This is a genomic window from Antribacter gilvus (genome assembly GCF_003946865.1).
Classification (GTDB): Bacteria; Actinomycetota; Actinomycetes; order Actinomycetales; family Cellulomonadaceae; genus Antribacter; species Antribacter gilvus.
Window position 1 is genome coordinate 18,399 of record NZ_QXTH01000003.1, and the last position, 24,627, is coordinate 43,025.

Annotated in this window: 19 protein-coding genes and 1 tRNA gene; 8 read left to right on the forward strand and 12 right to left on the reverse strand. The window is 73.8% G+C overall.

The genetic code is table 11. The features are described from left to right. Nucleotides 1-218: 218 nt before the first annotated feature. Together D1350_RS05865 and D1350_RS05870 are read left to right on the forward strand one after the other, a co-directional pair. Nucleotides 219-779, forward strand: a complete 561-nt coding sequence (locus D1350_RS05865; RefSeq protein ID WP_164545045.1) for an ArsR/SmtB family transcription factor — start codon at nt 219-221, stop codon at nt 777-779. Then, nucleotides 776-2,014 carry an MFS transporter gene (locus D1350_RS05870; RefSeq protein WP_125774901.1) on the forward strand — a complete coding sequence of 413 codons (1,239 nt, stop codon included), beginning with the start codon at nt 776-778 and terminating at the stop codon, nt 2,012-2,014. Before D1350_RS05865 ends, D1350_RS05870 begins: the two co-directional genes overlap by 4 nt. Before the next feature lie 13 nt (nt 2,015-2,027). Here D1350_RS05870 and D1350_RS05875 read toward each other — a convergent pair whose 3' ends face one another. The 10 genes from D1350_RS05875 to D1350_RS05920 form a co-directional block, all read right to left on the reverse strand. Further along, nucleotides 2,028-2,948: an FHA domain-containing protein gene (locus D1350_RS05875; protein WP_125774903.1), complete on the reverse strand. Its 921-nt coding sequence runs from the start codon at nt 2,946-2,948 to the stop codon at nt 2,028-2,030. Beyond that, nucleotides 2,945-4,234, reverse strand: a complete 1,290-nt coding sequence (locus D1350_RS05880; RefSeq protein WP_125774905.1) for a VWA domain-containing protein — start codon at nt 4,232-4,234, stop codon at nt 2,945-2,947. Before D1350_RS05880 ends, D1350_RS05875 begins: the two co-directional genes overlap by 4 nt. 50 nt (nt 4,235-4,284) lie before the next feature. Continuing rightward, on the reverse strand, nt 4,285-5,589 hold the full coding sequence (locus tag D1350_RS05885; RefSeq protein WP_240643913.1) for a protein phosphatase 2C domain-containing protein: 1,305 nt from the start codon (nt 5,587-5,589) through the stop codon (nt 4,285-4,287). Further along, a complete protein-coding gene (locus D1350_RS05890; protein ID WP_125774909.1) occupies nt 5,586-7,895 on the reverse strand; it encodes a serine/threonine-protein kinase in 2,310 nt (769 codons plus the stop codon). Before D1350_RS05890 ends, D1350_RS05885 begins: the two co-directional genes overlap by 4 nt. Beyond that, nucleotides 7,892-9,055 carry a hypothetical protein gene (locus D1350_RS05895; protein ID WP_240643914.1) on the reverse strand — a complete coding sequence of 388 codons (1,164 nt, stop codon included), beginning with the start codon at nt 9,053-9,055 and terminating at the stop codon, nt 7,892-7,894. The genes D1350_RS05890 and D1350_RS05895 overlap by 4 nt, the downstream gene beginning before the upstream one ends. Next, nucleotides 9,052-10,086 carry a glutamate ABC transporter substrate-binding protein gene (locus D1350_RS05900; protein WP_125774911.1) on the reverse strand — a complete coding sequence of 345 codons (1,035 nt, stop codon included), beginning with the start codon at nt 10,084-10,086 and terminating at the stop codon, nt 9,052-9,054. Before D1350_RS05900 ends, D1350_RS05895 begins: the two co-directional genes overlap by 4 nt. Beyond that, complete coding sequence (locus D1350_RS05905; protein ID WP_125774913.1) at nt 10,083-11,510, reverse strand: hypothetical protein; 1,428 nt, start codon at nt 11,508-11,510, stop codon at nt 10,083-10,085. Before D1350_RS05905 ends, D1350_RS05900 begins: the two co-directional genes overlap by 4 nt. Beyond that, entirely contained in the window at nt 11,507-13,105 is a 1,599-nt protein-coding gene (locus D1350_RS05910) for an AAA family ATPase (protein ID WP_125774915.1), read from the reverse strand. The genes D1350_RS05905 and D1350_RS05910 overlap by 4 nt, the downstream gene beginning before the upstream one ends. Before the next feature lie 124 nt (nt 13,106-13,229). Continuing rightward, nucleotides 13,230-13,844, reverse strand: a complete 615-nt coding sequence (locus D1350_RS05915; RefSeq protein ID WP_206074439.1) for a hypothetical protein — start codon at nt 13,842-13,844, stop codon at nt 13,230-13,232. A 16-nt stretch (nt 13,845-13,860) separates the two neighbouring features. Further along, complete coding sequence (locus tag D1350_RS05920; protein ID WP_125774917.1) at nt 13,861-15,078, reverse strand: toxic anion resistance protein; 1,218 nt, start codon at nt 15,076-15,078, stop codon at nt 13,861-13,863. A gap of 248 nt (nt 15,079-15,326) precedes the next feature. Between D1350_RS05920 and D1350_RS05925 the strand changes: the two genes are divergently transcribed. Continuing rightward, nucleotides 15,327-16,754, forward strand: a complete 1,428-nt coding sequence (locus D1350_RS05925) for an ATP-binding protein (protein WP_164545046.1) — start codon at nt 15,327-15,329, stop codon at nt 16,752-16,754. Here D1350_RS05925 and D1350_RS05930 read toward each other — a convergent pair whose 3' ends face one another. Together D1350_RS05930 and D1350_RS05935 are read right to left on the reverse strand one after the other, a co-directional pair. Beyond that, on the reverse strand, nt 16,755-17,240 hold the full coding sequence (locus tag D1350_RS05930) for a GNAT family N-acetyltransferase (RefSeq protein WP_125774921.1): 486 nt from the start codon (nt 17,238-17,240) through the stop codon (nt 16,755-16,757). A gap of 78 nt (nt 17,241-17,318) precedes the next feature. Further along, nucleotides 17,319-17,394 (reverse strand) — tRNA-Arg (locus D1350_RS05935). A 177-nt stretch (nt 17,395-17,571) separates the two neighbouring features. Between D1350_RS05935 and D1350_RS05940 the strand changes: the two genes are divergently transcribed. The 5 genes from D1350_RS05940 (at nt 17,572) to D1350_RS05960 (ending at nt 24,627) form a co-directional block, all read left to right on the forward strand. Beyond that, nucleotides 17,572-19,317, forward strand: a complete 1,746-nt coding sequence (locus D1350_RS05940) for a GTPase (protein WP_240643915.1) — start codon at nt 17,572-17,574, stop codon at nt 19,315-19,317. Then, entirely contained in the window at nt 19,314-20,894 is a 1,581-nt protein-coding gene (locus tag D1350_RS05945) for a GTP-binding protein (RefSeq protein WP_125774923.1), read from the forward strand. The genes D1350_RS05940 and D1350_RS05945 overlap by 4 nt, the downstream gene beginning before the upstream one ends. Before the next feature lie 54 nt (nt 20,895-20,948). Next, the gene (locus D1350_RS05950; protein ID WP_125774925.1) at nt 20,949-21,623 is read left to right on the forward strand and encodes a single-stranded DNA-binding protein; all 675 of its coding nucleotides are present in this window, start codon (nt 20,949-20,951) and stop codon (nt 21,621-21,623) included. Nucleotides 21,624-21,762: 139 nt separating this feature from the next. After that, nucleotides 21,763-23,445, forward strand: coding sequence for an energy-dependent translational throttle protein EttA (gene ettA, locus D1350_RS05955; RefSeq protein ID WP_125774927.1), 1,683 nt, complete (start codon nt 21,763-21,765; stop codon nt 23,443-23,445). Nucleotides 23,446-23,622: 177 nt separating this feature from the next. Then, nucleotides 23,623-24,627, forward strand: coding sequence for a phosphotransferase family protein (locus D1350_RS05960; RefSeq protein WP_125774929.1), 1,005 nt, complete (start codon nt 23,623-23,625; stop codon nt 24,625-24,627).

Here is a 24,627-nt window from a genome sequence, read left to right on the forward strand (position 1 = left end):
CGGTATGGGACGGGATGGCGCGCCGCAATGCCCGGCTTTCTGCGGGATTGGGGCGGCGCGGGCACCACTCGGGCAGGTTACGAGTGTGTTGCGCACGACATTTTCTCCAGCGGGTTCCCCTGGGCTGGGTCGAGACCCGGGCGGCCTCGACGCCTCGATCAAGACCTCTTGCTAAAGAGTTCTTGCGCAAGGTGTCTTTAGCGTTCTACTGTGGCGCTATGTCCGAACATGTCGCGAGCAGCCCGGAGAACATCCGCGCACTCACCCATCCCACGCGGCTCAAGCTGCTGAACCTCTTCGGCCCGGAGCGGGAGCTGACGGCGACCGAGTGCGCCGAGCGCATCGGGGAGTCCGTGGCGAGCTGCTCGTTCCACCTCCGCCAGCTGGAGAAGTACGGGTTCGTGGAGCGGGCCGAGCCGCGCGGCAAGGAGCGCCCGTGGCGCTCGGCGGGCGGCTTCAGCGTGCGCCCCGACTTTGCCGTCCCGGAGTCCGTGGACGCGGCCAAGGCGTTCGCCACCGTGTACCTCGCCGAGCAGTTCTCGCGGATCCAGCGCTGGGTCGCGGCGGTGGACGCGGTCGACGCGGACGACGTCCTCGCGACGACCCAGACCAGCCAGGCGTTCTGGGCCACCCGCGAGGAGCTGGACGAGGTGTCGCGCGACCTGGAGCGGTTGTCCGAGCGGTTCGCCGGGCGGAGCGACCCTGCTCTGCGGCCTGAGGGCGCGCTGCGCGCACAGTTCTTCGGCGCCACCTACTTCGAGCTCGAGGAGCAGGCATGAGCACCGGCCCGGCGCCGGACGCCGCGGTCGCGGCCACCGGAGCCGCCGTCGACCCGAAGGCTGCCCTGCGGACCCCGGTCTTCCGGACCGTCACCGTCGGCTGGGCGCTGTCCAACTTCGCCGACTCGGTGCTGACGCTGATCCTCGCGGTCTGGGTCACCGACCTGACGGGCAACGTCGCCCTGGGCGGCGCCACGTTCGCCCTGCTCGGCATCCCCGCGCTCGCCTCGCCGTTCCTCGGCCAGCTCGCCGACCGGTTCTCCCGCCGCCGGCTCATCTCCCTCGCCTACGCCGGTGGCGCGGCCTGCCTGGTGCCCCTGCTGTGGGTGCACGACGCAAGCCAGGTCTGGGTCGTCTACGTGGTGACGGTCCTGTACTCGTCGGTCGCCTACGTGACCGGGGCCTGCCAGTCCGGCCTGCTGCGCGACCTGATGCCCGACGTCGCCCTGGGCCATGCCAACGGGCGGCTCTCGATGATCGACCAGACCTTCCGGATCGCCATGCCGTTCGCCGGGGCGGGCGTCTACGCGGTCGCAGGCCCGGTCCCGCTCGTCGTGACCACCATGGCGGCGTTCGGCGGCGCGGCCGTCATCTTCGCGCTCGTGCGCCTGACGGAGTCAGCGCACGAGCCCGCCCCGGAGGCCGAGACGTACCTCGCCCGGCTCACGGCCGGGTTCCGGCACCTGTTCGGCACGCAGCCCCTCGCCGGCCTCACGGTGGCGACGCTCGGGGCCATGGCGGCGAGCGGGCTGATCAACAGTGTCGCCTTCGCCCTCCTGGACGGAGTCGGCGTCCCCGCCGCGTGGCTCGGCCCCGTCACCGTGGTGCAAGGGCTCGCGGGCTTTGTCGCGGGGCTGCTCACGCCCCGCCTGATGGACCGGTTCGGCCGGGTGCCGGTGCTCGCGGGCGGGCTCGTGGTGGCCGGGCTCGGCATGGCGCTGATGATGCTCGAGGTGCTCGTGCTGACGGTCCTGGCCATGGCGCCGCTCGGGTTCGGCATCACGATGACCGTCATCGCCTATGTGACGGAACGCCAGATCAGCACGCCGGCCCGGTTGCAGGGCCGGGCGGCGGCGGCGAGCCACCTGCTCAACAACTTCCCCGCGGTCATCTTCACGCTCCTCGGGGCGGCACTGCTCGCCGTGGTCGACTACCGGGTCCTCCTCGCGGTGAACGCCGTGGCGCTCATCGCGTGCGGCGTCTTCGCGGCCCGCCTGACCCGCCGCCCCGGGTGAGGCGGCGGGGCGGTCAGGCCTCGCCCGGCAGGGCCTTGCGGATCACGAGCCGGGTCCAGCCGCCCACGAAGACGCGGTCGCCGTCCGCCACCTCGCGGCGCTGGCCCGGCGTGATCGGGTCCTCGGGCAGCGGCTCGCCCGCCGCCGCGACGTAGGTCCCGTTCGCCGACTGGAGGTCCTCCACCCACCAGCGCTGCCCGTCCGACGAGAGCTGGCAGTGCCGCCGGGACACGCCCGCGTCGGTGCCGCAGTCGATGTCCGGGTGGATGCCCCGGCTCTTCGACGGCCGGCCCACGAGCAGGCTGCGCTGCCGCAGCGTCACCAGGCCGGGCAGGCCGGGGGACGGCATCGGGTCCTCGGGCTTCTCGTGCGCGTACCAGTCGGGGTCCACCCAGACCTCCGCCACCCAGGTGTCGGGGCCGGGCACTGCGGGCGCCGACAGTCCCGGGCCGTCAGGGGCCGACGCCGCCGGCTCGCCCCCCGCGGCCGGCCCGCCCCCCTGGCCGGAGCCCGGCAGGGGCGGCGGGCTGACGACCGCCTGACCGCTCTCCGGGGCCACCTGGGCCGGGTCGGCGGGGGCGCCGGGCGCGTGCACCGGACCGGAGGCGGCACCGGACCCGGCGCCGGGACGGCCGAGGTCTCCCAGGTCCAGGGCGGACGGCGGGGGCGTGGGCACGGCCGGCGTGCCGGTGGTGAAGTCGTACCCGCAGTTCTCGCAGAACAGCGACCCGGAGGGGGACAGCTCGTCGCACTGCGGGCACGTCACGGGGCTGCTGCCGCCCGAGGAGGACGACGCCGGCGTCGGCCCCCCGGCCGGGGCGGCCGCGGGCGCTGACGGGGTCGCCGACGCCGCAGCCGCGGCGATCGGTGCGCCGCAGACGTCGCAGTAGTCCGTGGAGGTGCTGGTGTGCCCCTCGGGGCAGACGACGCTCATGACTTCCGGACCCGCGTGGTCTTGGTCGACGCGGTGTCGAGGGCCATCTCGTCGAGCTTGGCGGTATTGCGCTTCAGCCGGACGGTGCCCTGCTCCTCGTTCTCGACCTCCACGATCTTGCGCAGTCGCGAGGTGGCCTCGTCGTTGCCCGTCTCCGCGGCGAGCTGCACGGCGCGGCCGAGCTTGACCGTGGCCGTGGCCTCGTCGCCCGCGGCCTTCGCGGCGAGACCCTCCTGGATGACCGACGCCAGCTCCGCCTGCCCGGTGTAGTGCGCCACCTCGGGGCTGATGCGCGTGGTGAGCGCGTCGTCGTCGGACCACTTGGCCTTCACCAGGCCGGACGAGACCACCTCGCCGCCGACCGCGAGCTGGACACGGGCGGCGAGCTGCTCCGAGCCCACCGGACGGGACGCGACGCGGACGGCCACGTGGTAGTCGCGCGACTCGTCGCCCCACGCGCCCGTGGGGTAGGCGCCGGTGAGCGCGTTGAGCTCGCTGCGCCGCGCCGTGAGGTCTTCCACGGTGGGCGCGACCTGGCGCACGAACAGGACCTGCGCACCCTGGGGCGCCCAGACGCGGAGCTCGGCCGCCGCGACGCCGCGCGACATCGCCTTCTGGACCAGGGCGGCGAAGTCGTCGGCGATGTCCTCGGGCTGCGCGATGAGGTCCACGGTGCCGAGCAGGGCGGTGGAGATCTTCCGTAGCTCCTCCACGACCCAGCGGTCGCCGACGCCGCGGGCGTCGCACTGGAAGTGGCCCGTGACCTGCTGGATCACCCGGTCCAGGTTCACCGACGCCTCGGACTCGTTCTTGCCGTCCGTGAGCAGGATCGCGTGCTTCTGCGCTGCGGGGACCGTGCTGAACAGCTCGTCGGCCATGCGCAGCCACGTCGAGATGGCCGTGCCGCCGCCGGGCGCCATGCGGGCGATCGCGCGCTTGGCCTCCTCACGGGCGCCCGGCTCCATGGCCACCATCGAGACGCGTGCGTTGGGGTACGGGAAGATCCGCTCCGCGACGTGCGAGCCGCCGACCACCGCGAACCAGGTGCCGTCGGCGATCTGGTCCACGGCCACCGCGGCCGCGTGCTTGGCGGACTCCATGTTCCGGCCCTGCATCGAGCCCGACGTGTCGACGATGATGATCTCGGCCGTCGAGCCGTCGCTCGTGGAGCCGACGCCCCCGGCGGTCCCCGCGCCCGAGCAGGTGACGGTCACGATCGCGTGCACGTCCGTGGCGCCGTCGGACAGGAACTCGTTCTGGAAGACCTCGGCGGTGAAATCGGCCACTGTGGGCTCCTTCGGGTTCAGGTGACTTGAAGGCTATCGAAGTCGGACGGTCAGGGGGCGGCGGGAGCGGGCTGTGCGGCGGAGCCGCGGTCGCGCCCGGTGGGCACGAGCCGCGCGAGCGCGGCGGTGATGTTGTCGCGGCCACCCTGCTCGTTGGCCCAGCGCACGAGCGCGCCCGACATGGCGAGCGGCTCGCCCGCGTGCTCCTCCTGGACCCGGTGCACCAGGTCCAGCACGTCGCCGGCGGGCGAGCAGTAGTTCCACAGGCCGTCGGAGCAGACGAGGAGCCAGCCCGGCCCCCGGGCCACGGTCGCGGCGCAGTGCGCGTCGGCGTCCGGTGCGTCCGGCCCGAGCCAGCGCGTGATGGCGTGCGCCTGCGGCGCGTTCTCGGCCTGCTCGCGGGGGATGCCCGCGGCGATCATCTCCTGCGCCCACGAGTCGTCGACGCTCAGCTGCTCCGCCTCGCCGGAGTCGGGCAGCCAGTAGACGCGCGAGTCGCCGATCCAGCCCGCCACTACGAGGTCGCCGTCCACGACGGCTGTGGCGAACGTGCACGACGGCGGCTCGCGGACCGGGTCCTCGGGGGAGCGGCCCGCCGCGATCGAGGCCGCGGCCTCCACGACGGCTGCGCTCGCCGCGCGGGACGACGCCACGAGCGCGTCGGTCCAGCCCGCGATGCGGGCCGACGTGCCGCCCGTCACCGGCGCGCCCGACGCCGGGGTGCCCCCCGGGCCGTACGTCGCCAGCACGTCGCGGGCTGCCCGCGACGCGGCCAGCGACGCGACGTCGGAGTCCGGGGCGCTCGACACGCCGTCGCACACCACGAGCGCCGCGAAGCGGTCCGGGCTCGTCCCGGGCGCGGGCCCGGTGGCGAGCGCCATCGCGTCCTCGTTGCGGGCGTGCCGGATGCCCCGGTCGCACACGCCGGCCACCCAGGACGCGGGGTGCTCCTCGAAGTGGTCGCGCTCGGACTGCGCGGGCGTGCCGCAGGCCTCGCAGTAGCCGTCGGCCGCGACGCGCCCCCCGCAGGCGGCGCACGGCCGGGCCGCGGGGACCACCCCGGAGTCGGGGTCGGGGTCCAGCACGGTGGCCGACGGCGGCGGCGCGGCCTCCTGCACCTCGCCCGGGCGGGCCGTCAGGCCCGGGTGCGGGGGCCCGCCGGGAGCGGGGGCGCCGTCGGCGGTGACGCCGCTGCCGTTGCCTGCGTCGGGTGCCGGGGGCGTGAGGCTCGTGCCGCAGCCCTCGCAGAACCGCGCTCCCGGTGCTGCGACCTCGCCGCACTCGGGACACGTGACGACCGCGGCCGTGTCGGTACTCATCTCGCTGCCTGTCTCCTTGCTGGTGGGATCGCTCATCGCAGGGTCCAGCGCCGGACGGCGTTGGCCCGGTCGACGAGCGTCACGCGCTCCGCCCGGTCCTCGCTGAGGTGCGCCAGGTGGCGCAGGGCCTGCTCCAGGCCGTCACGCAGGGTGGGCTCGGTGGCCTCCGCCCCGCCGACGCGCAGCCCTGGCTGAGCGCCCTCGCGGATCACCAGGTCGAGCGCGGAGGTGAGGGCGTCGACGGTGACGAGCGTGCGCTGACGGTCGGGCACGGGCGCGCCGTCGAGGCCCGAGACGCCGTCGGCCAGCGCGGGGAGCCCGCCGTCGGAGCCGACGAGCAGCCGCGCCCGCTGGAGCCGCGCGTCGCCGTAGGAGCTCCGCGTGGGACCCACGAGGTCGAGGGCGCGCAGCGCGCCGTCGCGGTCGCCCGCGGCGGAGCGGATCCGCGCGAGACCGAACGCGGCCGGCCCGATGTAGTTGGCGTCCGAGCGGGCGCACACCATGTAGAGCTGCTCGGCGATGCCGGGCTCGCCCGAGAGCTCGCAGGCCGTGGCCAGCGCCAGCTTGGGCGCGAGCTCGCCGGGGACCTGCCCGTAGACGGCGTTGAAGGAGGCTCGCGCCCCCGTCGGGTCGCCCGTGGCCATGAGGTTCAGGCCCTGCATCCAGGCCGCCCGCCACTCCCACGGGTCCTCCTCGAGGACCGCAGCCACCACCTCGGCCACCTGGTCCGTCCGGCCGGCCTCGATCGCGGCGCGTGCCGTGGCGAGCCGCACCTCGACGGTCTGCTCCGGGGCCCGCTCCAGGGCGGCGATCCGCGCCTCCGGGTCGGCCACGTTGACGCCGACGAGCCAGCTCGACATCGGGTCGCCCGGGTCCACCTTGAGGGTGGGGAGCTGGTCCCAGGAGAGCGGGTGGTCCGCCTCGTCGGTGAGCGGGGCGTCGAACAGCACGGACGTGGCGGACGCGGTGGCGGCGTGGCCGGCCCCCTTGTCGGTGGCCACGACCTCGCGCAGGACGCCGAGCAGCTGGCCGCGGGCCTCGTCCACCGTGGCGAACCGGTCGGCCGGCTCGGGGGCGCACGCCTTGGCGAGCCAGCGGTAGAACGAGTCGTACTTCTGGAAGACGGGGGTCTCGGAGACGGGCGGGAGCGACGCCGCGTACACGGTGGTGTTCCCGCGGAAGTCCAGCACGAGGGACGCGAGCGTGCGCCCGAGCGTGAAGAGGTCGGACGCCACGGACGGGCCGAGCTCGGGCACCTCCGGCGCCTGGTAGCCCACCGTGCCGAAGATGGCCGACGTCATGTCGTCCGCGCGCCGCACGCCACCCAGGTCGATCAGCTTCACGCCGTCGCCCTGCGCGATGATGTTGTCCGGCTTGAAGTCGCAGTAGAGCAGGTCGTGGTCGTGGAGGTAGGAGAAGGCGGGCAGCACCTCCAGGAGGTACGCGATCGCCTGGTCCACCGGGAACGGGTCGTTCACGCCGTTGTTGGCCTCGCGACGCTCCCCGAGCATCTGCTTGAGGGAGCGCCCGCCCACGTACTCCATGACCGTGTAGCCCGCACCCTCGTGCAGGGCGAAGTTGTAGATCTCGACGATGAGCGGGTGCTCCACCTCGGCGAGGAACTGGCGCTCGGCCACCGCGGCCTCGTACGCGTCCTTGTCGCCCGAGTTCAGCAGGCCCTTGAGCACCACCCAGCGGCCGTTCACGTTGCGGTCGCGCGCCAGGTAGATCCAGCCGAGGCCACCGTGGGCCAGGCAGCCCACCACCTCGTACTGCCCGCCCACCAGGTCGCCCGGGTGCAGCGTGGGCGTGAAGTCGTAGCGGGTGCCGCAGTGCCCGCAGAACCCCGCGGACCTTCCGGGGACGCCCTCGCGCGTGCGGCCCACCGGCTCGCCGCAGGAGGGGCAGTACCGCTTGTTCTCCGCCAGCTCGGGGACCGCCATGACGGCCTGCAGCGGGTCGGTCACCGGCGCCGGGGGCACCGTCGTGAGGCCCGCGCCGAGGCGGTGGCCGCGCAGCCGGGTGGAGCCCGTGCCGATGCGGCGCGTCGCGCGCGTGCCGCCCGCCGTGGTGCGGGCGGAGCCGATCGCCACGCTCGCCAGGCGCGCGGAGCTCGTCCGTCCCGTCGCGGCCTCGCCCATGGGAGCGATCGCCGACGTGCCGAGGCCGGCGGTGCCCAGTCCTGAGGTGCCGAGCGCGGCGGTGCCGCTCACGGAGGTCGCTGAGCTGCCGGCGGCGGACGCCGCGCTCCCGCTGCCGCCCGCAGGCGACCCGCAGACGTTGCAGTAGCCGTCCTCGATAGTGCCGGTGCAGCCCGGCTCGACGCAGGTCTCGGTCGTCATCGGTGTCCTTCCGGGAGGTCGCGCACGAGGACCTCCAGCTGGTCGACGAAGTGGCGGGCGAGCGCCAGGTCGCACGGTGTGGTCTCGAGGGCGTCGCGGGCCTCGGCGGTCCCGGCGACCACCGTCGCGGAGGCTGCGCGGCCGTTGCGGCCGGCGCGGGTCAGGAGCCCTTTCACGCGGAACCGCAGCTCGGCCCGCTCGCGGAGGGGGCCGGTGTACGCCTCCTCGCAGGCGTCGAGCGCGCGCTCCACGGCGCCGAGGCGCTCCACGTAGGTGGCGAGCGCGTCCCGGTCGGACGGCACCTCGCCCAGGCGGTTGACGTCGGGCACGGCGAGGCGGGGCGGCGCGGCGATCTCGCGGCGGCAGCGCTCGGCGACCTCCGCGAGGACCGGCGCCCGTGCCGCGAGGGTCTCCCGCAGCGCGACGGCACGCTCCCGGTCCCGGACGAGCGACCGGCGTCGGGCACCGGCGACGATCAGGTCCCGTTCGGTGCGGGCGATCTCCGCCTCGAGCTCCGCGAGCGGACCGGCGACGTCGGCGCCGCGGGAGGCGTCCGCGCGCACCTTGCCGAGCCGTTCGCGCAGGCGCGCGACGCGGGCCACGTCGTCGCCGCGCGCCGCGTCCTCGGCGCGCGCGATGCCCGCCGCGACCGTGCGGAGGCGCGTGGCGAGGTCGGCCGCGTGCGGGTCGTAGGAGAGGCGGGTGGCGAGCTGGCCGGCCAGGGCGTCGCAGAGCCGGGCAGCCTCGACCAGCGAGAGCAGCGACGTGGCGGGGTCACCGCCGAGGCGGCCCCAGACGAGCTGCGAGATGCGTTCCCGCTCCACGATGCTCGCGCGGCCCGAGTCCCAGACCCGGACCAGCTCGTCCGTGCGCGTGCGCACGGCCTGCCACAGGGTCAGGGCGAGGACCACGTCGGCGGTGAAGGCCGACGGGTCCGCAGACCGCCGCGCGGCGGCGTCGAGCCGGTCCAGCTCCGCCCGGCGCGCGTCGAGCCACGCCTCGAGGTCGGTGAGGTAGGTGAGCAGCGCGCGGGGCTCGGCGGCGACGCCGAGACCCCCGGGCGCCTGGGGGGCGTGGACGGCCGACCCGGCGCCCGCGGGGGCGCCCGCGCCGGCGCCCACGGAAGCGCCCGGCGAACCTGCCGAGGCGCTCTGGGTCACGGCGTGCGTCCGTACACCGGCGCCGGCGGGGCAGGTGCGGTGCCGAGCACGCCGAGCCACCTGCTGTAGCTCGCGGCCCACGTCCCGTCGGCCTTGGTCCGCTCCAGGACGCCGTTCACGAACCGCACGAGGTCCACCTGGTCGGCCGGGATCCCGACGCCGTAGGGCTCGTCGCTGATCGCCGCGCCCACCACCTTGGCGTACGGGTCCTGGGCGGCGAAACCGGCCAGGACCGTGTCGTCGCCCGTGATCGCGTCGACCTCGCCCTGCTGGAACAGGACCAGGCAGCCGGTGTGCGTCGCGGCCGGCACGGCCTCGATGCCCTCCCACTGGGACAGGCGCTCCAGCGTGGTGGTGCCCTCGGGCGCGCACACGCGCCCGCCCTCGAGGTCGGCCACGCCGGTCGCGGTCGAGTCGCGCGGGACGAGGACCTTCTGCCCGGAGTGGAAGTACTCCGCGGAGAAGGCGATGTTCTCCCAGCGGTCGCAGTTGATGGTGAACGCGCGGACCACCAGGTCCACCTCGTGGTCCTCCAGCACGGAGATGCGCTGGCCTGAGGTGATCACGCGGAACTGGATCCGGTCCGGGTCGCCGAAGATGGCGCGCGAGACCTCCCGGGCGATGTCCACGTCGAAGCCCTCGATCTTGCCGGTGAGCGGGTTGCGCGCCGCCATGAGGAGGGTGTCTGCGGACACGCCCACCTTGAGCACGCCGCGGTCCCGGATCGCCGCCATGGTGCTGCCCGCCGGGAGCGCGCCCGGACCGGGCAGCGCGCCCTCGGGGGCGTAGGAGGCGACCGGTTCGGTCCCGTCGTCGCACGCCTCGACCGCTGCGGGAAGGCTGCCCGAGGTGGTCCCCGAGGCGGCGCCGGTCCCGGCCTCGGTCTTGGCCGCTGCCTCCGCCTGGGCCTGGGCCTGCAGACGGATGGCGGCCACGCCCGCCGGCACGTCGGACGACGGCGCGCACGCGGCCGTCCCGGCCAGCAGCACGGTAGCGAGCGCGAGCGACAGCGTGCGCCGGATGCCCCTCATCGGTACTCCTTCATTCGCACGTTGAGGCCGGACGCCGCGAGCACCGCGGCGATCAGGCCGGCCAGGAGGGCGACCCATGCCGCCGTCGCCGACGTCCCGGACGCCGACCCGAGCCGCTGGTCGACCTCCTGCCCGGACGCGGTGATGTCGTCACGGACCTGTTCGGCGAACGCGTCGAACGCGGCAGCGGCGGTGCCCTCGCCGGACGCGGTGGCCGCGGCGACCGCGTCCTCCCACTCGCCGCCGTCGTCGAGCGCCCGGATCTCCTGGTGCTCGGCCACCCACTGGCCGAGGAGCGTGGACGAGCTGCCGGCGAGCTGGCCGTCGGCCGTGGCCTGGTCCAGGATCTCGGCCGCCGACAGCGGGCAGACGGCCAGGGCCTCGGCGAACGCCTCGTCCGCCAGCTGCTCGGGGGTGAGCGCCGAGGTGTCGGTGCAGGCCACGAAGCGGTTCTCGTACGCCTGCCCGGAACCGCGCTTGATCAGCGTGAAGCTCTCCATCGACTTCGCGTCCGTCGCCTGGGCGAGGGCCTGCGACGACGTCACGACAGCGCCGTAGGGCCCGTCGTTGACCCCGCGGGCCACGCCGTTGCCGCCGACGACCGCCGCGGTCACCACCACGGCGCCGACGAGCGCCACGGCGGTGCCGAGCACCAGGCGCACGTTGAGCACGCGGTGGGTGCGGCGGGCGAGCCACACCTGGACGCCGACGAGCCCGACGAGGCCGAGCCAGACGAGCGCGAGCAGCGCCTGGGTGAACGCGACCGACGACTGCCCGTCCTCGACACGCTGCGCCGTCTGGCCCGCCACCTCGTCGAGCGTGGGCAGCGTGCCCGAGCGGAGCGTCGCGGACGCCTGGTCCAGGTACGCGGCGCCGACGGGGAACCCCTGCCGGTTGTTGGCGCGGGCCGACTCGACGAGGCCCGCGTACTCCTGGATGGCCCCGCTGACGCTCTGCAGCCCGGTGTCCTCGGGTGCCCCGGCCGCGAGGCGGGGGACCGCCTGCGCCGCGGACGTCATCGCGTCCTCGTACCGGGCGCGCGCCTCGGCCGGCTCGAGGCCGCCCACGAGGAACGCGTTGGTGGCCGTCGCGTCGGCGGACACCAGGTCGTTGCGCAGCTCCTGCGTGCCCACCAGCTGGGCCGCGTCGGTGCGCACGTCGTCCAGCGCGCCCGACTGGCCGATCCCCGCGACGAAGCCCAGCGCCCCCAGACCGATGCTCGCCACGACAGCGACCACCGTCGCCAGGGCGAGCCGGCCGGGGGTGTCGCTCAGGCGGCGCGCGAGCCGGGAGCGGCCCGCCGGCGCTGGGCGTCCCGGCGCACCAGCACCCGCGGCGGGCGTGGCTGCGCCCGGTGCGGCTGCGTACGGATCAGCCGCGGCGGCACCCGGTGCCGCACCCTGCGGCGACGTGGTGACTGTCATGCGGGCTCCTCGTCCTCGGTGATGCTGTCCTGCTCGGTCCCGGGCTCCGTGACGGCCCGCACACTACCGGCCGCCCCCGAGACGGGCTCGATGTCGACGACGTCCTGCAGGTCCTCCGGCAGGAGGTGGCGCAGCTCGTCCACGGTGGGCGCGGCGACGTCGCGGAGCCGCCACGCGTGGCGGGCCACGGCGGCGTCGAGCATGTTGCGTGCCCAGCGCCCGTTGCCGAAGCCCTCGCCGCGTGGTTCGTGCCCGACGAGCTCGGCGAAGCGCTCGAGCGTCTGGGGCAGCGGCTCGAAGTCGGCCTTGCGGGCGAGGAGCGCGAAGATGTCGCGCAGCTCGTGGTCGGTGTAGTCGTCGAACACGATCGTCCTGGCGAACCGCGACTCCAGGCCGGGGTTGGTCGCGATGAACCGCGCCATCGGCAGCGGGTAGCCCGCCACGACGACTACGAGGTCCTCGCGGTGGTCCTCCATGTCCTTGACCAGGGTGTCGACGGCCTCCTTGCCGTACTGGTCCTCGGCCAGGGCGTACGCCTCGTCGATGAACAGCACGCCGCCGAGGGCGCTCTGCACCACCTCGGTGGTCTTGGCCGCGGTCTGGCCCAGGTAGCCGGCCACCAGCTCCGAGCGGTCCACCTCGACGAGGTGGCCCTTCTCCAGGAGCCCCAGCGCCCGGTAGATGCCCGACACGAGCCGGGCCACCGTCGTCTTCCCCGTCCCCGGGTTCCCGACGAACACCAGGTGCCGGGTCATGGACGGCTTCGTCAGGCCCGCCTCGGTGCGCAGGCGCTCCACGCGGAGCAGCTCGGTCTGGCGCCGGATCTCGCTCTTCACGCGGGCCAGCCCGATCAGGCCGTCCAGCTCGGCGAGCAGCTCCTCCAGGGACTTCGGCGGCACCTCGGGCTCGGGGGCCGACGACGGTCGCTCGCCTTCCGTGGCGGTCTCGCCTCCGGCGTGGGGCGTGCCGGGCGTGTGGGGCGTGCCGGGGATCGCCGGCCCGAGCGCTGTGCCCGCGGGGGCGTGGCCGGGGCGGCCCAGCGCGTCGAGGATGGAGTCGACCGACGGGACGCCGGGCGGGAGCGTGGCCCCCGTGAGGCGGCCGAGGTCCAGGTCTGCGGGGCGGAGGCTGCCGCGGGCGGGCGACAGGCCGGACGCGGGGGCGCCGGGGGCCGGCGTCGTGCCGGAGGCTGCCGACCGGTGCACGGCCTTGGTGCCCTCCGCCGCGGCGATCGCGCTGATGCTGGGATCGCCGAGGGCCGCGGCGGCGTCGACCACCCCGGCCAGGGACTCGGCGTAGGCCGCCGCGTGCGGGGAGCCGTCCGCGAGCAGCCGGGCGAGCAGGTCGGTCGGCGCCGAGCGCCACCGCCGTGCGCTGATCGCCGCCTCGAAGAACGGCTGGAGCGACGCGGCGGCGTTGTTGCCGTGCGGCCGGCCGGTTGCTTCTAGCCACGCCTGCGGGGCGCGCGGGGACGACTCGGCGACGGCAGCCGCCAGTCGTTCGCCCTCGGCGCGCGCGGCGTCCTGCCCCACCCCGGCGGTCTCGGCCAGGCCGGCGTGCGCGTCGAGCGCCGCGGCGAGGCCGGCGGCGCTCATCGTGCACCCTCGGGTGCGCGCTCGTCCTCGGGCGGGCCCTCGGATGCGCGCGAGACTGCTTCCAGAGCCGCGTATGAGGCCACAGACGATCGTCGAAGCGGTCTGGCGCGCACACCTCGTAGCGTCACGGCGTCGGCTCCGGCGGCTTGAGGGCCGGGCTGCCGTCGTCGTCCCCGTCGCCCTCGGAGCCCGGGCCGGAGCCTGTCCCCGAGCCCGGCTGCGGCGGCGTCGGCAGGGCGGGCAGGGAGAGCCCGGAGCTGCCGAACTTCTCCTGGAGGAACATGCCGTGCGCCACGAGCGCCACCGCGTCCTGGCGGGAGACCGCGTCGGAGATCTGCCCCAGCACGTTCGTGAGCAGGTCGAGCTGGTCGCAGAGGACGTACAGCGCGGGCTTGGCGCCGTTGACGGGCCGCGTGTTCGCGAACTCCCGCGGCAGGCGCGCGTAGTTGTTGACGGCCTCCGGCAGGTAGCTCGTGGCCGTCGCCACGACCGTGTGCGCCTGCTGCGAGCCGGCGCCGAGCCGGTCGAGCCGGGGCGCCATCTCGTGGACCACCGCGGACACGCGGCGCACCCGGGCCGTGATCACGGACGGGACGCTCGCCGCCACCCGCGCCTCGACCGCTTCGACGGCCGTCAGCAGGTCCTCTGTGGTCGGAGGAGCCGGGACGCCCGGCTCCGGGGTCGAACGGCTCGGCTCCGTGCCGGACAACCGTCCGAAGAACTCATCCAGCCACCCCATGCGCGAGCGGTCCCCCTCAGAGCTTGTTCAGGTCGAGGGAGCCGCTCGCGACACCCTCCGTGCTCGAGCGGCGGGCCCGCTCCAGGTACTCCTGCGACTTGGCGGTCTCCGTCTGGAGCACTCCGATGGTCTGCGACATGGAGTCGAGGGCGCGCGTCTTGAAGTCGCTGATCGAGTCCATGGTCGCGTAGATGTTCTGGAACGCGGACTGCAGCTGCGGCAGGCCGATCGTCGCGCTGGCCGCCTGCTCCTGGATGCTCGCCGACTGGTCGGCCAGCATCTTCGACGTCGCGGCGATCATGTTCGACGTGGTCGTGTTGAGCGCGCCGATCTGGTCGAGGACCAGCTTCTGGTTCGCCAGCGCCTGGGCCACGATGACCGCGGTCCGCAGCGCCGAGACGGTCGTGGTGGTGGCGCGGTCCACGCCCTTCACCAGCTCCAGGTTGTTCTTGATGATGATGTCGATCGCCAGGTAGCCCTGGATGGAGACCGCGAGCTGGGTCAGCAGGTCCTGGTGCTTCTGGCGCACGTAGAACAGGACGTCCTCGGACAGGGCCTTGGCCTTGTCGGGGTCCGCGACCTGGATCTCGGCGATCTTGGCGCTGAGCTGCGCGTCGAGCCGCTCGGCCACGTAGATGTACTGGTTCAGCCGCGCCATGGTGTCCCAGAGGTTCTGCTTCTCCAGGTTCAGCGCGGCGTTGTCCTTGCGCAGCTCGTCCTGCCCGTTGTACAGCGCCTGGATGATGGCGTTGAGCTGCGTCTGGGCGGACTCGTAGCGGCGGAAGTAGTCCTGGATCTTGTCGCCGAACGGGATGATGCCGAGGAGCTTCTTGCCGACGTTCGCCTCGGACGGGTCGAGGTCCTCGACCGTGCGGCGCAGCTCGAGCAGCGTCTGGCCCACCTTGGAGCCGTCGGCCAGCCCGCCCTCCTTGAGCGCCTTGACCGGCGTCTGCAGCAGGCGGTTCGACGAGTCGGCGGCCTGGCGGATGTCCTGGTCGCCCATGGTCCGCACGTCGTCGGCCCGGGCGGCGAACTCGGGGGAGCGCGTGTCGCTCGAGAGCAGCCCGTCGAGGTAGGTGGCGACCTTCTTGTCCAGGGCGGGTGCGACGGCGGCGTCCACCTTGGGCGCCATCGCCGGCGCCTTGGTCGCCGCGACGGGCGCGACCGGGTCGGGGGCCGTGAGTACCAGCGTCGGGGCTGGTGGCTCGAGCGGGGCGGGTGCTGCCTCGGTCATCGATGATCCTCCGGTCAGGCGGCCGATCCGTGCCGCGAGTATAGCCGCGGCGGGCCGTCCCGAGTGGGGGAGAACTCCCCTGGTGCGGCCCGCCGGAGCCGGGTCCTGGCAGGTCAACGCACGGGGGCGGGAAGTGGTGCCCGGGTGGGCGGATGAAAGGTCGCGGGAGCGGGCGGAATACTCCCGTCGGTGATACTTTTACGCGTAAAACTATTCCGTATAGAACTTATCTTATCTGGAGGTGTGCGGTGTTCGTCGGTAGAGACCGAGAGCTCAGGGCTCTTGAGCACGAGCTGGAGACCGTCCGGAGCGGACGGCGCCTCGACCGGGGCGTTGCCGTCATGCTCCGGGGCCGACGGCGCATCGGCAAGTCGCGGCTCGCCGCGGAGTTCGCGCGGCGCAGCGGCCTGCCGTACGTCCACTTCCAGGCGTCTCGACGTACCTCGCTCACAGAGGAGATCGAGTCGCTCGCAAGGGCGACCTCACGCTCAACACTTCCTTCCGCGCAGATCGCCGAGCGGTTGCGCGCGAGCACTCTCACGGAGGCGCTGGAGAACCTCGCCACAGTCCTGCCTGACGATCAGCCGTCGATCGTGATCCTGGACGAGCTTCCTTGGCTCCTCGAGGCCGCGACGGGTGGTTCCGGCGAGCTGCAGCGCGTCTGGGACCTCCACCTTTCTCGGAAGCCAGTTCTTCTGCTCCTGCTGGGGAGCGACCTGGGGATGATGGAGCAGCTGACGCGTCCGGACCAGCCGTTCTTCGGACGTGCAACCGAGATGGTTCTGCATGCACTCACACCACGGGACGTCTCGAGGATGACCGAGACGTCAGGGATGGATGCCTTCGACGCCTACCTCGTCACCGGTGGTCAGCCCCTCGTGGCGCAGGAGTGGAAACCCGGTACCCGGCTCGACACGTTCCTGCAGGAGAGCTTCGGCCGAGCGACGAGCGCACTTCTGGTCAACGGCGCTCAGGTGCTCTCGTCGGAGTTCGGGAACAACTCGTTGGAACGGCAGGTGCTCACAGCTACGGGTGGGCGAGGCGAACGCACGTTCACCTCGATCAGCAGCTCGCCCGTCATACCAGAGTCCACGACACCAGCCACCGTGACCCGAATGCTCACGACCCTGATGGACCGTCGGATCCTCGCCGCAGACGAACCGCTGTCGGCACGCCGCAGCGCGAAGGACCGGCGCTATCGGATCGCGGACCCTGCGCTGCAGTTCTGGCTCGCCTTCGTGGAGGCATCGCTCCCCGAGGTTGACGCCGGCCGTCCGGAGGTGGCGCTCCACCGCGTTCGGACGGGCTACGGGTCCTGGCGCGGTCGGGCGATCGAGCCGGTGGTCCGCGATGCCGTCTTCCGTCTCGCGCGCGAGACGATGCCCGAGGTCCGCGTGGTCGGTGGGTGGTGGCCCCGGACGAACGTCCCCGAGATCGACCTTGTGGGGGCGGACGCCCGCCCCGCGAGGTCTGTCGAGCTCGTCGGCACGATCAAGTGGCGGGGTGACCGGCCGATCTCCTCGGGAGAGGTCCGCACGTTGTTCCATGATGCGACCTCGGTGCCCGGCGTCGGACCGGGGACCCGGTCTGTGGGTGTCTGCCCGGCCGGGGCGGTGCCCGACGTGAGCCTCGACAAGGTATGGACCGCCGACGATCTGCTCGCGGCGTGGCCGTGATCATCCTGACGGGGTCGGGAGCAGGTCCAGGTGCATGTCGTAGTTCGGGACGTTCTGGCCGCCCACCCAGTTGGAGTCGTTCAGCCGGTCGACGACGAAGCCGAACCTCTCGAACGCCGGCCGCGCCGCGCGGCTCGCGTGGGTCTCGATCCGGGTCAGTCCCATCGCCTCGGCCTCGGCGATCACCGTCGTCACGAGCCGCCGCGCGACCCCGATGCCGCCGTGGTCGGGGTGCACGAACAGCATGTCGAGGACCCCGTCAGCCCTGATGTCGCTGAACCCCACGACCAGGGCGTCGTCGTGCGCGCAGAACGTGTGAGCGGCTCTCCGGCGTCGTGCCCAGATCTCGAGGTCGAGGTCGTCAGGTGCCCACGCGAGGACGGCCTCTTCCGAGTAGTACGGCAGCGCCGTGCGACGGACCGCGGCGCGGAACACGTCCAGGGTTCGCTCAGCGTCGCTCGGCTGGTACCGGCGGACGTCAATCATGGGTTGGCTTCCTGATGGCGGACCGGCGGACCCCGAGGTGGAGGAGTACGGCGAGGTCACGGCGTGCCCCCGCGCCACTGGTGCCCCGAGCAGGACTCGAACCTGCAACCTACGGATTAGAAGGCCGTTGCTCTATCCATTGAGCTATCGAGGCGTTGCGGCACCATCGTAACGATCAACAGGCCTGGTGTGGGTGGCCGGTCCGATCTGGCCGCCGAAGGGACGGTTCGGCGTCCGCCCCGGGCCAAAAATCCCCGCTCCCGCAACATCCGACCCCATCTTTCGCTGTGTCCCGGTTGGCATAACCATCCGGACCTATCAGGATGAAGCCGTGAACCTGGGAACCCGCACCGCAGCCCTCGGCCGTCGTGGCGGCGTGGATCCCGACGTCGCCGACCAGCTGGGCTTCACCGTCCACGACGTGGTACGCGACCTGCGCCGGGACGTCGCCGCGGCAGCGTTGCCGCTACCGATCGAGGGTTCGGAGGAGGCGGAGGCCTCCCGCAGGCGGCTCCTCGCCCAGCTCGACGAGCACCTGCTGCCCCGCCTGGCCGAGCTGTCGAGCCCCGCCATGGTGGTGGTCGCGGGCTCCACGGGCGCCGGCAAGTCCACGCTGTTCAACTCGATGCTCGGCGAGGAGGTGTCCGACGCGGGCGTGCTCCGGCCCACCACCCGGGAGCCGGTCCTCGCGGTCCACCCGCACGACGCCGAGGTGCTGAAGCCCGGCCCGGTGACCGACCTGGCCCGCGTCGTGCACCACACCAAGGTCCCGCGCGGCACGGCCCTGCTCGACGCGCCCGACCTCGACTCCTTCCTCTCCGCGAACCGCACGACGGCCCACCAGCTGCTCGAGGCGGCCGACCTGTGGCTCTTCGTGACCACGGCGGCCCGCTACGGCGACGCGCTGCCGTGGCAGGCGCTGGGCCGCGCCAAGGAGCGCGGGGCGAGCGTCGCCATGGTGCTGAACCGGGTGCCCCGGGAGACGCTGACGACGGTGCGCGGGGACCTGTCGGCGCGCCTTCGGGAGCACGGCATGACGGACGTGCCGCTGTTCGTGGTCCCGGACGTGGGCCCGCACGAGGGGATGCTGGAGCCCGCGCTCGTGGCGCCGGTGCTCCGCTGGCTCACGCTCCTCGCGGGCCCGGACCGGTCGCGCACGGTCATCCTGCGCACGCTCAAGGGCGCGCTGGGCGCCCTGCCCGACTGGGTCACCAGCCTCGCCGACGCCGTCGAGGACCAGGGCGACGCCGCCCGCAGGCTCCGGCACACGGTCGACATGGTGGTGCCCGACGCCGCGGCGTCCGCCCGCCGCACGGTCACGGCGGGAACCGCGGGCGGCACGTCCATCGCGGCGCGCTGGTCGGAGCTCGTGGGCACCGCGGCCCTGGAGCGCGTCGCGGTCAAGGACGGCGTGGCCCGCAGCACGCGCCGGGCCGGCCGCGTTCGTGAGCAGGCGCTCGCCGGTCTCCGGACCGAGGTGGAGGCGGCCGCACAGCGCGCGCTGGTCGCCGCCTCCGCACGCGCCGAGGAGCGCCTGGTCGCGGCGCTCGCCGGTCCCGGCGCGCCGGCCGGCGGGGCATCGGTGCTGCCGCCCGGCAGGGAGCGCGGCGCGCGGCGTGACGTCTGGGCAGAGAGCTCGGTCGGCGAGTGGGCGCGGCTGGCCGACGACGTCGCGGCCGGGCTGGGCACACCGCCCGCCGCCGCCCGGGCGAGCGCGGCCGAGGGCGACCCTGCCTCGGAAGGCGACCGCGACGACGTCGTCCACCAGGTTCCCGACCTCTCCGAGGCGCCCCGGGCGGAAGGCGCGCGCAAGGCGTTCGGGCCGTCGGGGCTCGCCGCGCTGCTGCTCGCGGCGGCGGTCGGCAACTCGGACGCGGAGCGCCTCCTGGACCGCGTCCTGGGTGACACCGCGTCCGAGGCGGTGGCCGTCCTGAGGGATGATCTGGCGGAGAGGGCCGCCGCTGCAGTTGCGGAAGAGGCCCGTTCTGTCCAGAGTGCCCTTGAGGTCCCCGCCCTCGCCGACGACGCGGCCGCACCGCTGCGTGTTCGGCTCGCCGAGCTGAGGAGGCTGACATGACCAGCCAGGACGCCATCCTTCGCGCACGCACCGAGGACCTGGCCAGAGCCCTGCAGATCGCCGGCTCCCGCCTCGACGACGGCGTGTTCGGACGGGTGGCGACGGCTGTCGCGAGCGTGCGCGAGCGGCTGGTGCTTGGTGTGGACCACACGGTGGTGGCGCTCGCGGGCGGCACCGGCTCCGGGAAGTCGAGCCTGTTCAACAAGGTCTCCCGGCTGACCTTCGCGGACGTCGGCGTCAAGCGGCCGACGACGGCGAAGGTGACCGCCTGCGCGTGGAGCGACGGGGCGACGGAGCTCCTGGACTGGCTCGGCGTGGAGCGCGAGCGGCGGATCACCCGGGCGGGCGAGCTCGACGCCGTCGGGGAGGAGTCGCTGGCCGGGCTGGTGCTCCTGGACCTGCCCGACCACGACTCGGTGGCGCCGGGGCACCGGGAGATCGTGGACCGGATCCTGCCGCTGGTCGACCTGCTCGTGTGGGTCGTCGACCCGCAGAAGTACGCGGACGACTCGCTGCACTCGGGCTACCTGCGCGAGTCGGTGGGCCTCGAGGCCTCGATGGTCGTGGCGTTCAACCAGGTCGACACCGTCCCGGCGGGCCAGCGCGAGACCCTCCTGGGCGACGTGCACCGCCTGCTGCGCGACGACGGGCTCGAGGGCGTGCCCGTGCTGCCGGTGTCGGCACGGACGGGCGCTGGGCTGGACGACCTGCGCGAGCTGCTCGAGCGCGTGGTGGCGCGGCGGTCCGTCGCGGCGGGGCGTGCCGCGGGCGAGATCGACGCTGCGGCGCGGCTGCTGCTCGGCGAGACGCCGGCCGAGGTGCCGTGGCACACCGACGCGGCGGTCGATCGGGAGGTCGACGCGCTCGCGGAGGCCGCCGGCCTGGACGCGGTGGCGCGGCAGGTCGGGTCCGCCGTGCGGAACGGCTACGGCCGGCCGGAGTTCCCGAGCCCCGACCCGGACGCCATCGCGCTGTCGCGGTCGCGGTGGCTCACCACCGCGGGAGAGGCGCTGAAGCCGGGATGGCAGCGGTCGCTCGCGGAGTCGGTGGCCAGCGCCGAGACCATCGGCGGGCACGTCGCCGCGGCCCTGCGGGCGGTCGCGCTCGACACGCGCGGTCCGGCGTCGGCCCCGCTGACCAAGCGCCTCGCGATCGGGGTGGCCGGGCTGGCCGTCATCTTCGGGGTGCTCACGGTGCTGGCCGCTACGGAGGTCCTGCCGGTCGGCGAGTCGCTGACGACGGTTCTCGGCGTCGTCGCCGTCATCGCGGCGGTGGTCGCGCTCGTGCTGTTCGTGGTGCGGCTGCAGGTGCGCCGCACGCTCGCGAGGCGGCGGGAGCAGGCGGTCCTGGCCACGGGCCACGCGGCCGTGGCGCGGGTGCTCGCCAAGACGCTCGGGGAACCGACGCAGCGTCTGCTCGACGAGCACCGCCAGGTGCGTGAGCTGGCACAGGCTGCACGTGACGACAACCCCTCCGCACCGTTGGAGCTGCGTCCGAGGCCGACCACAGGGGCCCATATGGCGTCTCCGTCCCCAGGTACCGTCTCGCTGCCTGCGGAGCGCGTACTCCGTCCCTGACGCTGGGACCGGACGGCCGGCCGCAAGCGCCGGCCCCGGACCCAGGGGGTAACGATGAGCGACGTGATGGTGACCGTGAACGGCTACGTCGGCACCAAGCCGGTCGTGTACCGGTCGGCGGCCACGGGGGCCGAGTGGACCTCGTTCCGCGTCGGGAGTACGCGGCGGGTGATCAACCGCGCCACCGGAGAGTGGGCCGACGGCCCGACGATCTGGTTCACGGTCAAGGCCTGGCGGGAGGCCGGGCGCAACGTGGCCGGGTCGATCGACAAGGGCGACCCCGTGCTGGTGCACGGGCGGCTCGCGGTCGAGCAGTGGGAGGGTCCCGACAACCAGCAGCGCAGCACGCTCGTGGTGCTCGCCACCTCCGTGGGCCCCGACGTCACGCGCGGCACGGCGCGCTTCACGCGCATCGTCACCACGCAGGCCCAGGCCCCGGACGGCGCGCTGCCCGACGACGGCGCGGCCGCCCGGGGCGTTCCCGTCACCCTGGTCGGTGGCCCGGCGGGCGCAGGCCCGGCGGGCGGTGGGCTCACGGGCGGGCAGGCCGCGTCGGCGGACCCGTGGCGCGTGGGCGGCGGCGAGCCGGCCGACCTCGGCGACGAGGCGGGTGGTCGCCCGGACGAGGAGCTCGAGGCCGCTCTCGCCGCCGACGGTGACGAGGGCGACAGCGAGGAGGGCGGCGACGTGACCGACGGCGCAGGGCGCGCCGGGCGGCGGACCGCGTAGGCTGGGGGACCGACGACGCCCGCCGCGCCGCGGCGGCCGCCGGCACCGCGTCACCTCGTGACCGCGGTGCACGGAATCCGTGCCGCGGGCGCGGCGGGCGATACCGACCTCCTCCCCAGTGAACGGTGGATCACAGGCAGTGGCTGAGTTCATCTACTCCATGTACAAGGCGCGCAAGGCGCACGGCGACAAGGTCATCCTCGACGACGTGTCGCTCAACTTCTTGCCCGGCGCCAAGATCGGCGTCGTCGGCCCCAACGGCGCCGGCAAGTCGACGATCCTGAAGATCATGGCGGGCCTGGACCAGCCGTCGAACGGCGAGGCCCGCCTGTCCCCGGGCTATTCGGTGGGCATCCTCCTGCAGGAGCCGCCGCTGAACGAGGAGAAGACCGTCCTCGGCAACGTCGAGGAAGGCGTGGCGGAGATCAAGGGGAAGCTTGACCGCTTCAACGAGATCTCTGCGCTGATGGCGGAGCCGGACGCCGACTTCGACACGCTCCTGGCCGAGATGGGCACCCTGCAGGAGGCCATCGACGCGGCTGACGCCTGGGACCTCGACACGCAGCTCGAGCAGGCCATGGATGCGCTGCGCTGCCCGCCGCCGGAGGCCGACGTCAGCGTCCTCTCCGGTGGTGAGCGCCGCCGGGTCGCGCTGTGCAAGCTCCTGCTGCAGAAGCCGGACCTGCTGCTCCTCGACGAGCCCACCAACCACCTGGACGCCGAGTCGGTGCTCTGGCTGGAGCAGCACCTGTCGGCGTACGCCGGTGCCATCCTCGCCGTCACTCACGACCGGTACTTCCTGGACCACGTCGCCGAGTGGATCTGCGAGGTCGACCGCGGCCGCCTCTACCCCTACGAGGGCAACTACTCGACCTACCTCGAGAAGAAGGGCGAGCGCCTCAACGTCCAGGGCAAGAAGGACGCGAAGCTCGCCAAGCGCCTCAAGGAGGAGCTCGAGTGGGTGCGGTCCAACGCCAAGGGCCGCCAGGTGAAGTCGAAGGCGCGCCTGGCCCGCTACGAGGAGATGGCCGCCGAGGCGGAGCGCACCAGGAAGCTCGACTTCGAGGAGATCCAGATCCCGGCCGGGCCGCGCCTGGGCTCGCTGGTGCTGGACGCCAGCAACCTGCAGAAGGGCTTCGGCGACCGCCGGCTCATCGACGGGCTCACGTTCACGCTGCCGCGCAACGGCATCGTGGGCGTCATCGGCCCCAACGGCGTCGGCAAGACCACGCTCTTCAAGACGATCGTGGGGCTCGAGCCGCTCGACGGCGGCGAGCTCAAGGTCGGCGAGACCGTGTCGATCTCCTACGTGGACCAGTCGCGCGGCGGCATCGACCCCAAGAAGACGCTGTGGGAGGTCGTGTCCGACGGGCTCGACTTCATCAAGGTCGGCAACGTCGAGATCCCGTCGCGCGCGTACGTCGCGTCGTTCGGGTTCAAGGGCCCGGACCAGCAGAAGCCCGCGGGCGTGCTGTCCGGTGGTGAGCGCAACCGCCTCAACCTGGCGCTGACGCTCAAGCAGGGCGGCAACCTCCTGCTCCTCGACGAGCCCACCAACGACCTCGACGTCGAGACCCTCGGCTCCCTGGAGAACGCGCTGCTCGAGTTCCCCGGCTGCGCCGTGGTGGTCTCCCACGACCGGTGGTTCCTGGACCGCGTCGCGACGCACATCCTCGCGTACGAGGGCACCGAGGAGAACCCGGCGAACTGGTACTGGTTCGAGGGCAACTTCGCCTCCTACGAGGAGAACAAGGTCGAGCGTCTCGGCGCCGACGCGGCCCGTCCGCACCGCGTGACGTACCGCAAGCTGACGCGCGACTGACCCTCCCGCAGGTCTCCTCCCGCGGGCTGCCCCCGCTGTGGGTACACGTATGGCCGTGATTCCGACCGGAACCACGGCCATACGTGTACCCACAGGGAACCGACGGCGGGGACCTGCGGCGAGCGGTGCGGCGAAACCGGGTGCGCACGCAGGTTCCCACGTGCCAGCATGCGGGCCATGACCCGCGCGCGCCCCACCTGGCCCGACCTGCCTGAGCACGTCCGGGCGGCGGTCGAGCTGCGGCTCGGCTCCCGCGTGGCGGGCTGGACCAGCCACGACGGCGGCTACTCGCCGGGCCTCGCCTCGACGCTGCACACACCTGACGGGCCCGTGTTCGTCAAGGCGGTCGCCGTCGGGTACGAGGTGGCGGCGCGGCTCTACCGCGACGAGGCCGCGCGTGCGGTCGCCCTGCCCGACGGCGTCCCGGCGCCCCGGTTCCGCTGGCACCTGGAGGTCCCGGGGGCCTCCCCGAGCGACGCCGCATGGGTCGCCGTCGCCTTCGATGCCGTCGACGGCAGGCCTCCCCGCACCGAGCCGTGGGACCCCGCGGACTTGGCGGAGCTGCAGCGACTCGCCCACCGGATCGCCGAGCACGAGATCCCGGCCGGCGGCGTCCTCCCGGAGTTCACGGCGGAGTGGGACGACGCCGCGCTCCTCGCCGACGAGCGACCGGCAGGCCTTGCCACGTACGACCCGTGGCTCGCGGCGAACCTCGACCGCATCGCCGAGGCGGGCACCCCCGCGCACCAGGCGGAGGCGTTCGCCGGCCCGCACCTGGTCCACGGCGACCTCCGTGGCGACAACGCCCTCCTGCTCGGACCCCGCGCGCAGGTGGGCCCTGGAAAAGGCGCGGCGGTGCACCCGGCCGAGGGACCGGCGTCGGGCAGCGTGGCCGTTGACTGGCCCTACGCCGTGCGCGGCGCCGCCTTCCTCGACCAGACCGCGATGCTGCCCGCCGTGCAGATCGAGGGCGGGCCCTCTCCCGAGGAGGTGCTGGCCCGCCACCCGCTGCCCGCGGGGACCGACCCGGACGCCCTGACCTGCTGGGTGGCGGTCCTCACGGCCTACTTCGTGGCGAGGTCGCTCCAGCCGCCGCCGCCCGGCATCCCGCACCTGCGCGCGTTCCAGCGGGCGCAGGCGGAGGTCTGCGTCCCGTGGCTGCGGCAGCGGCTGGGCCGGTGA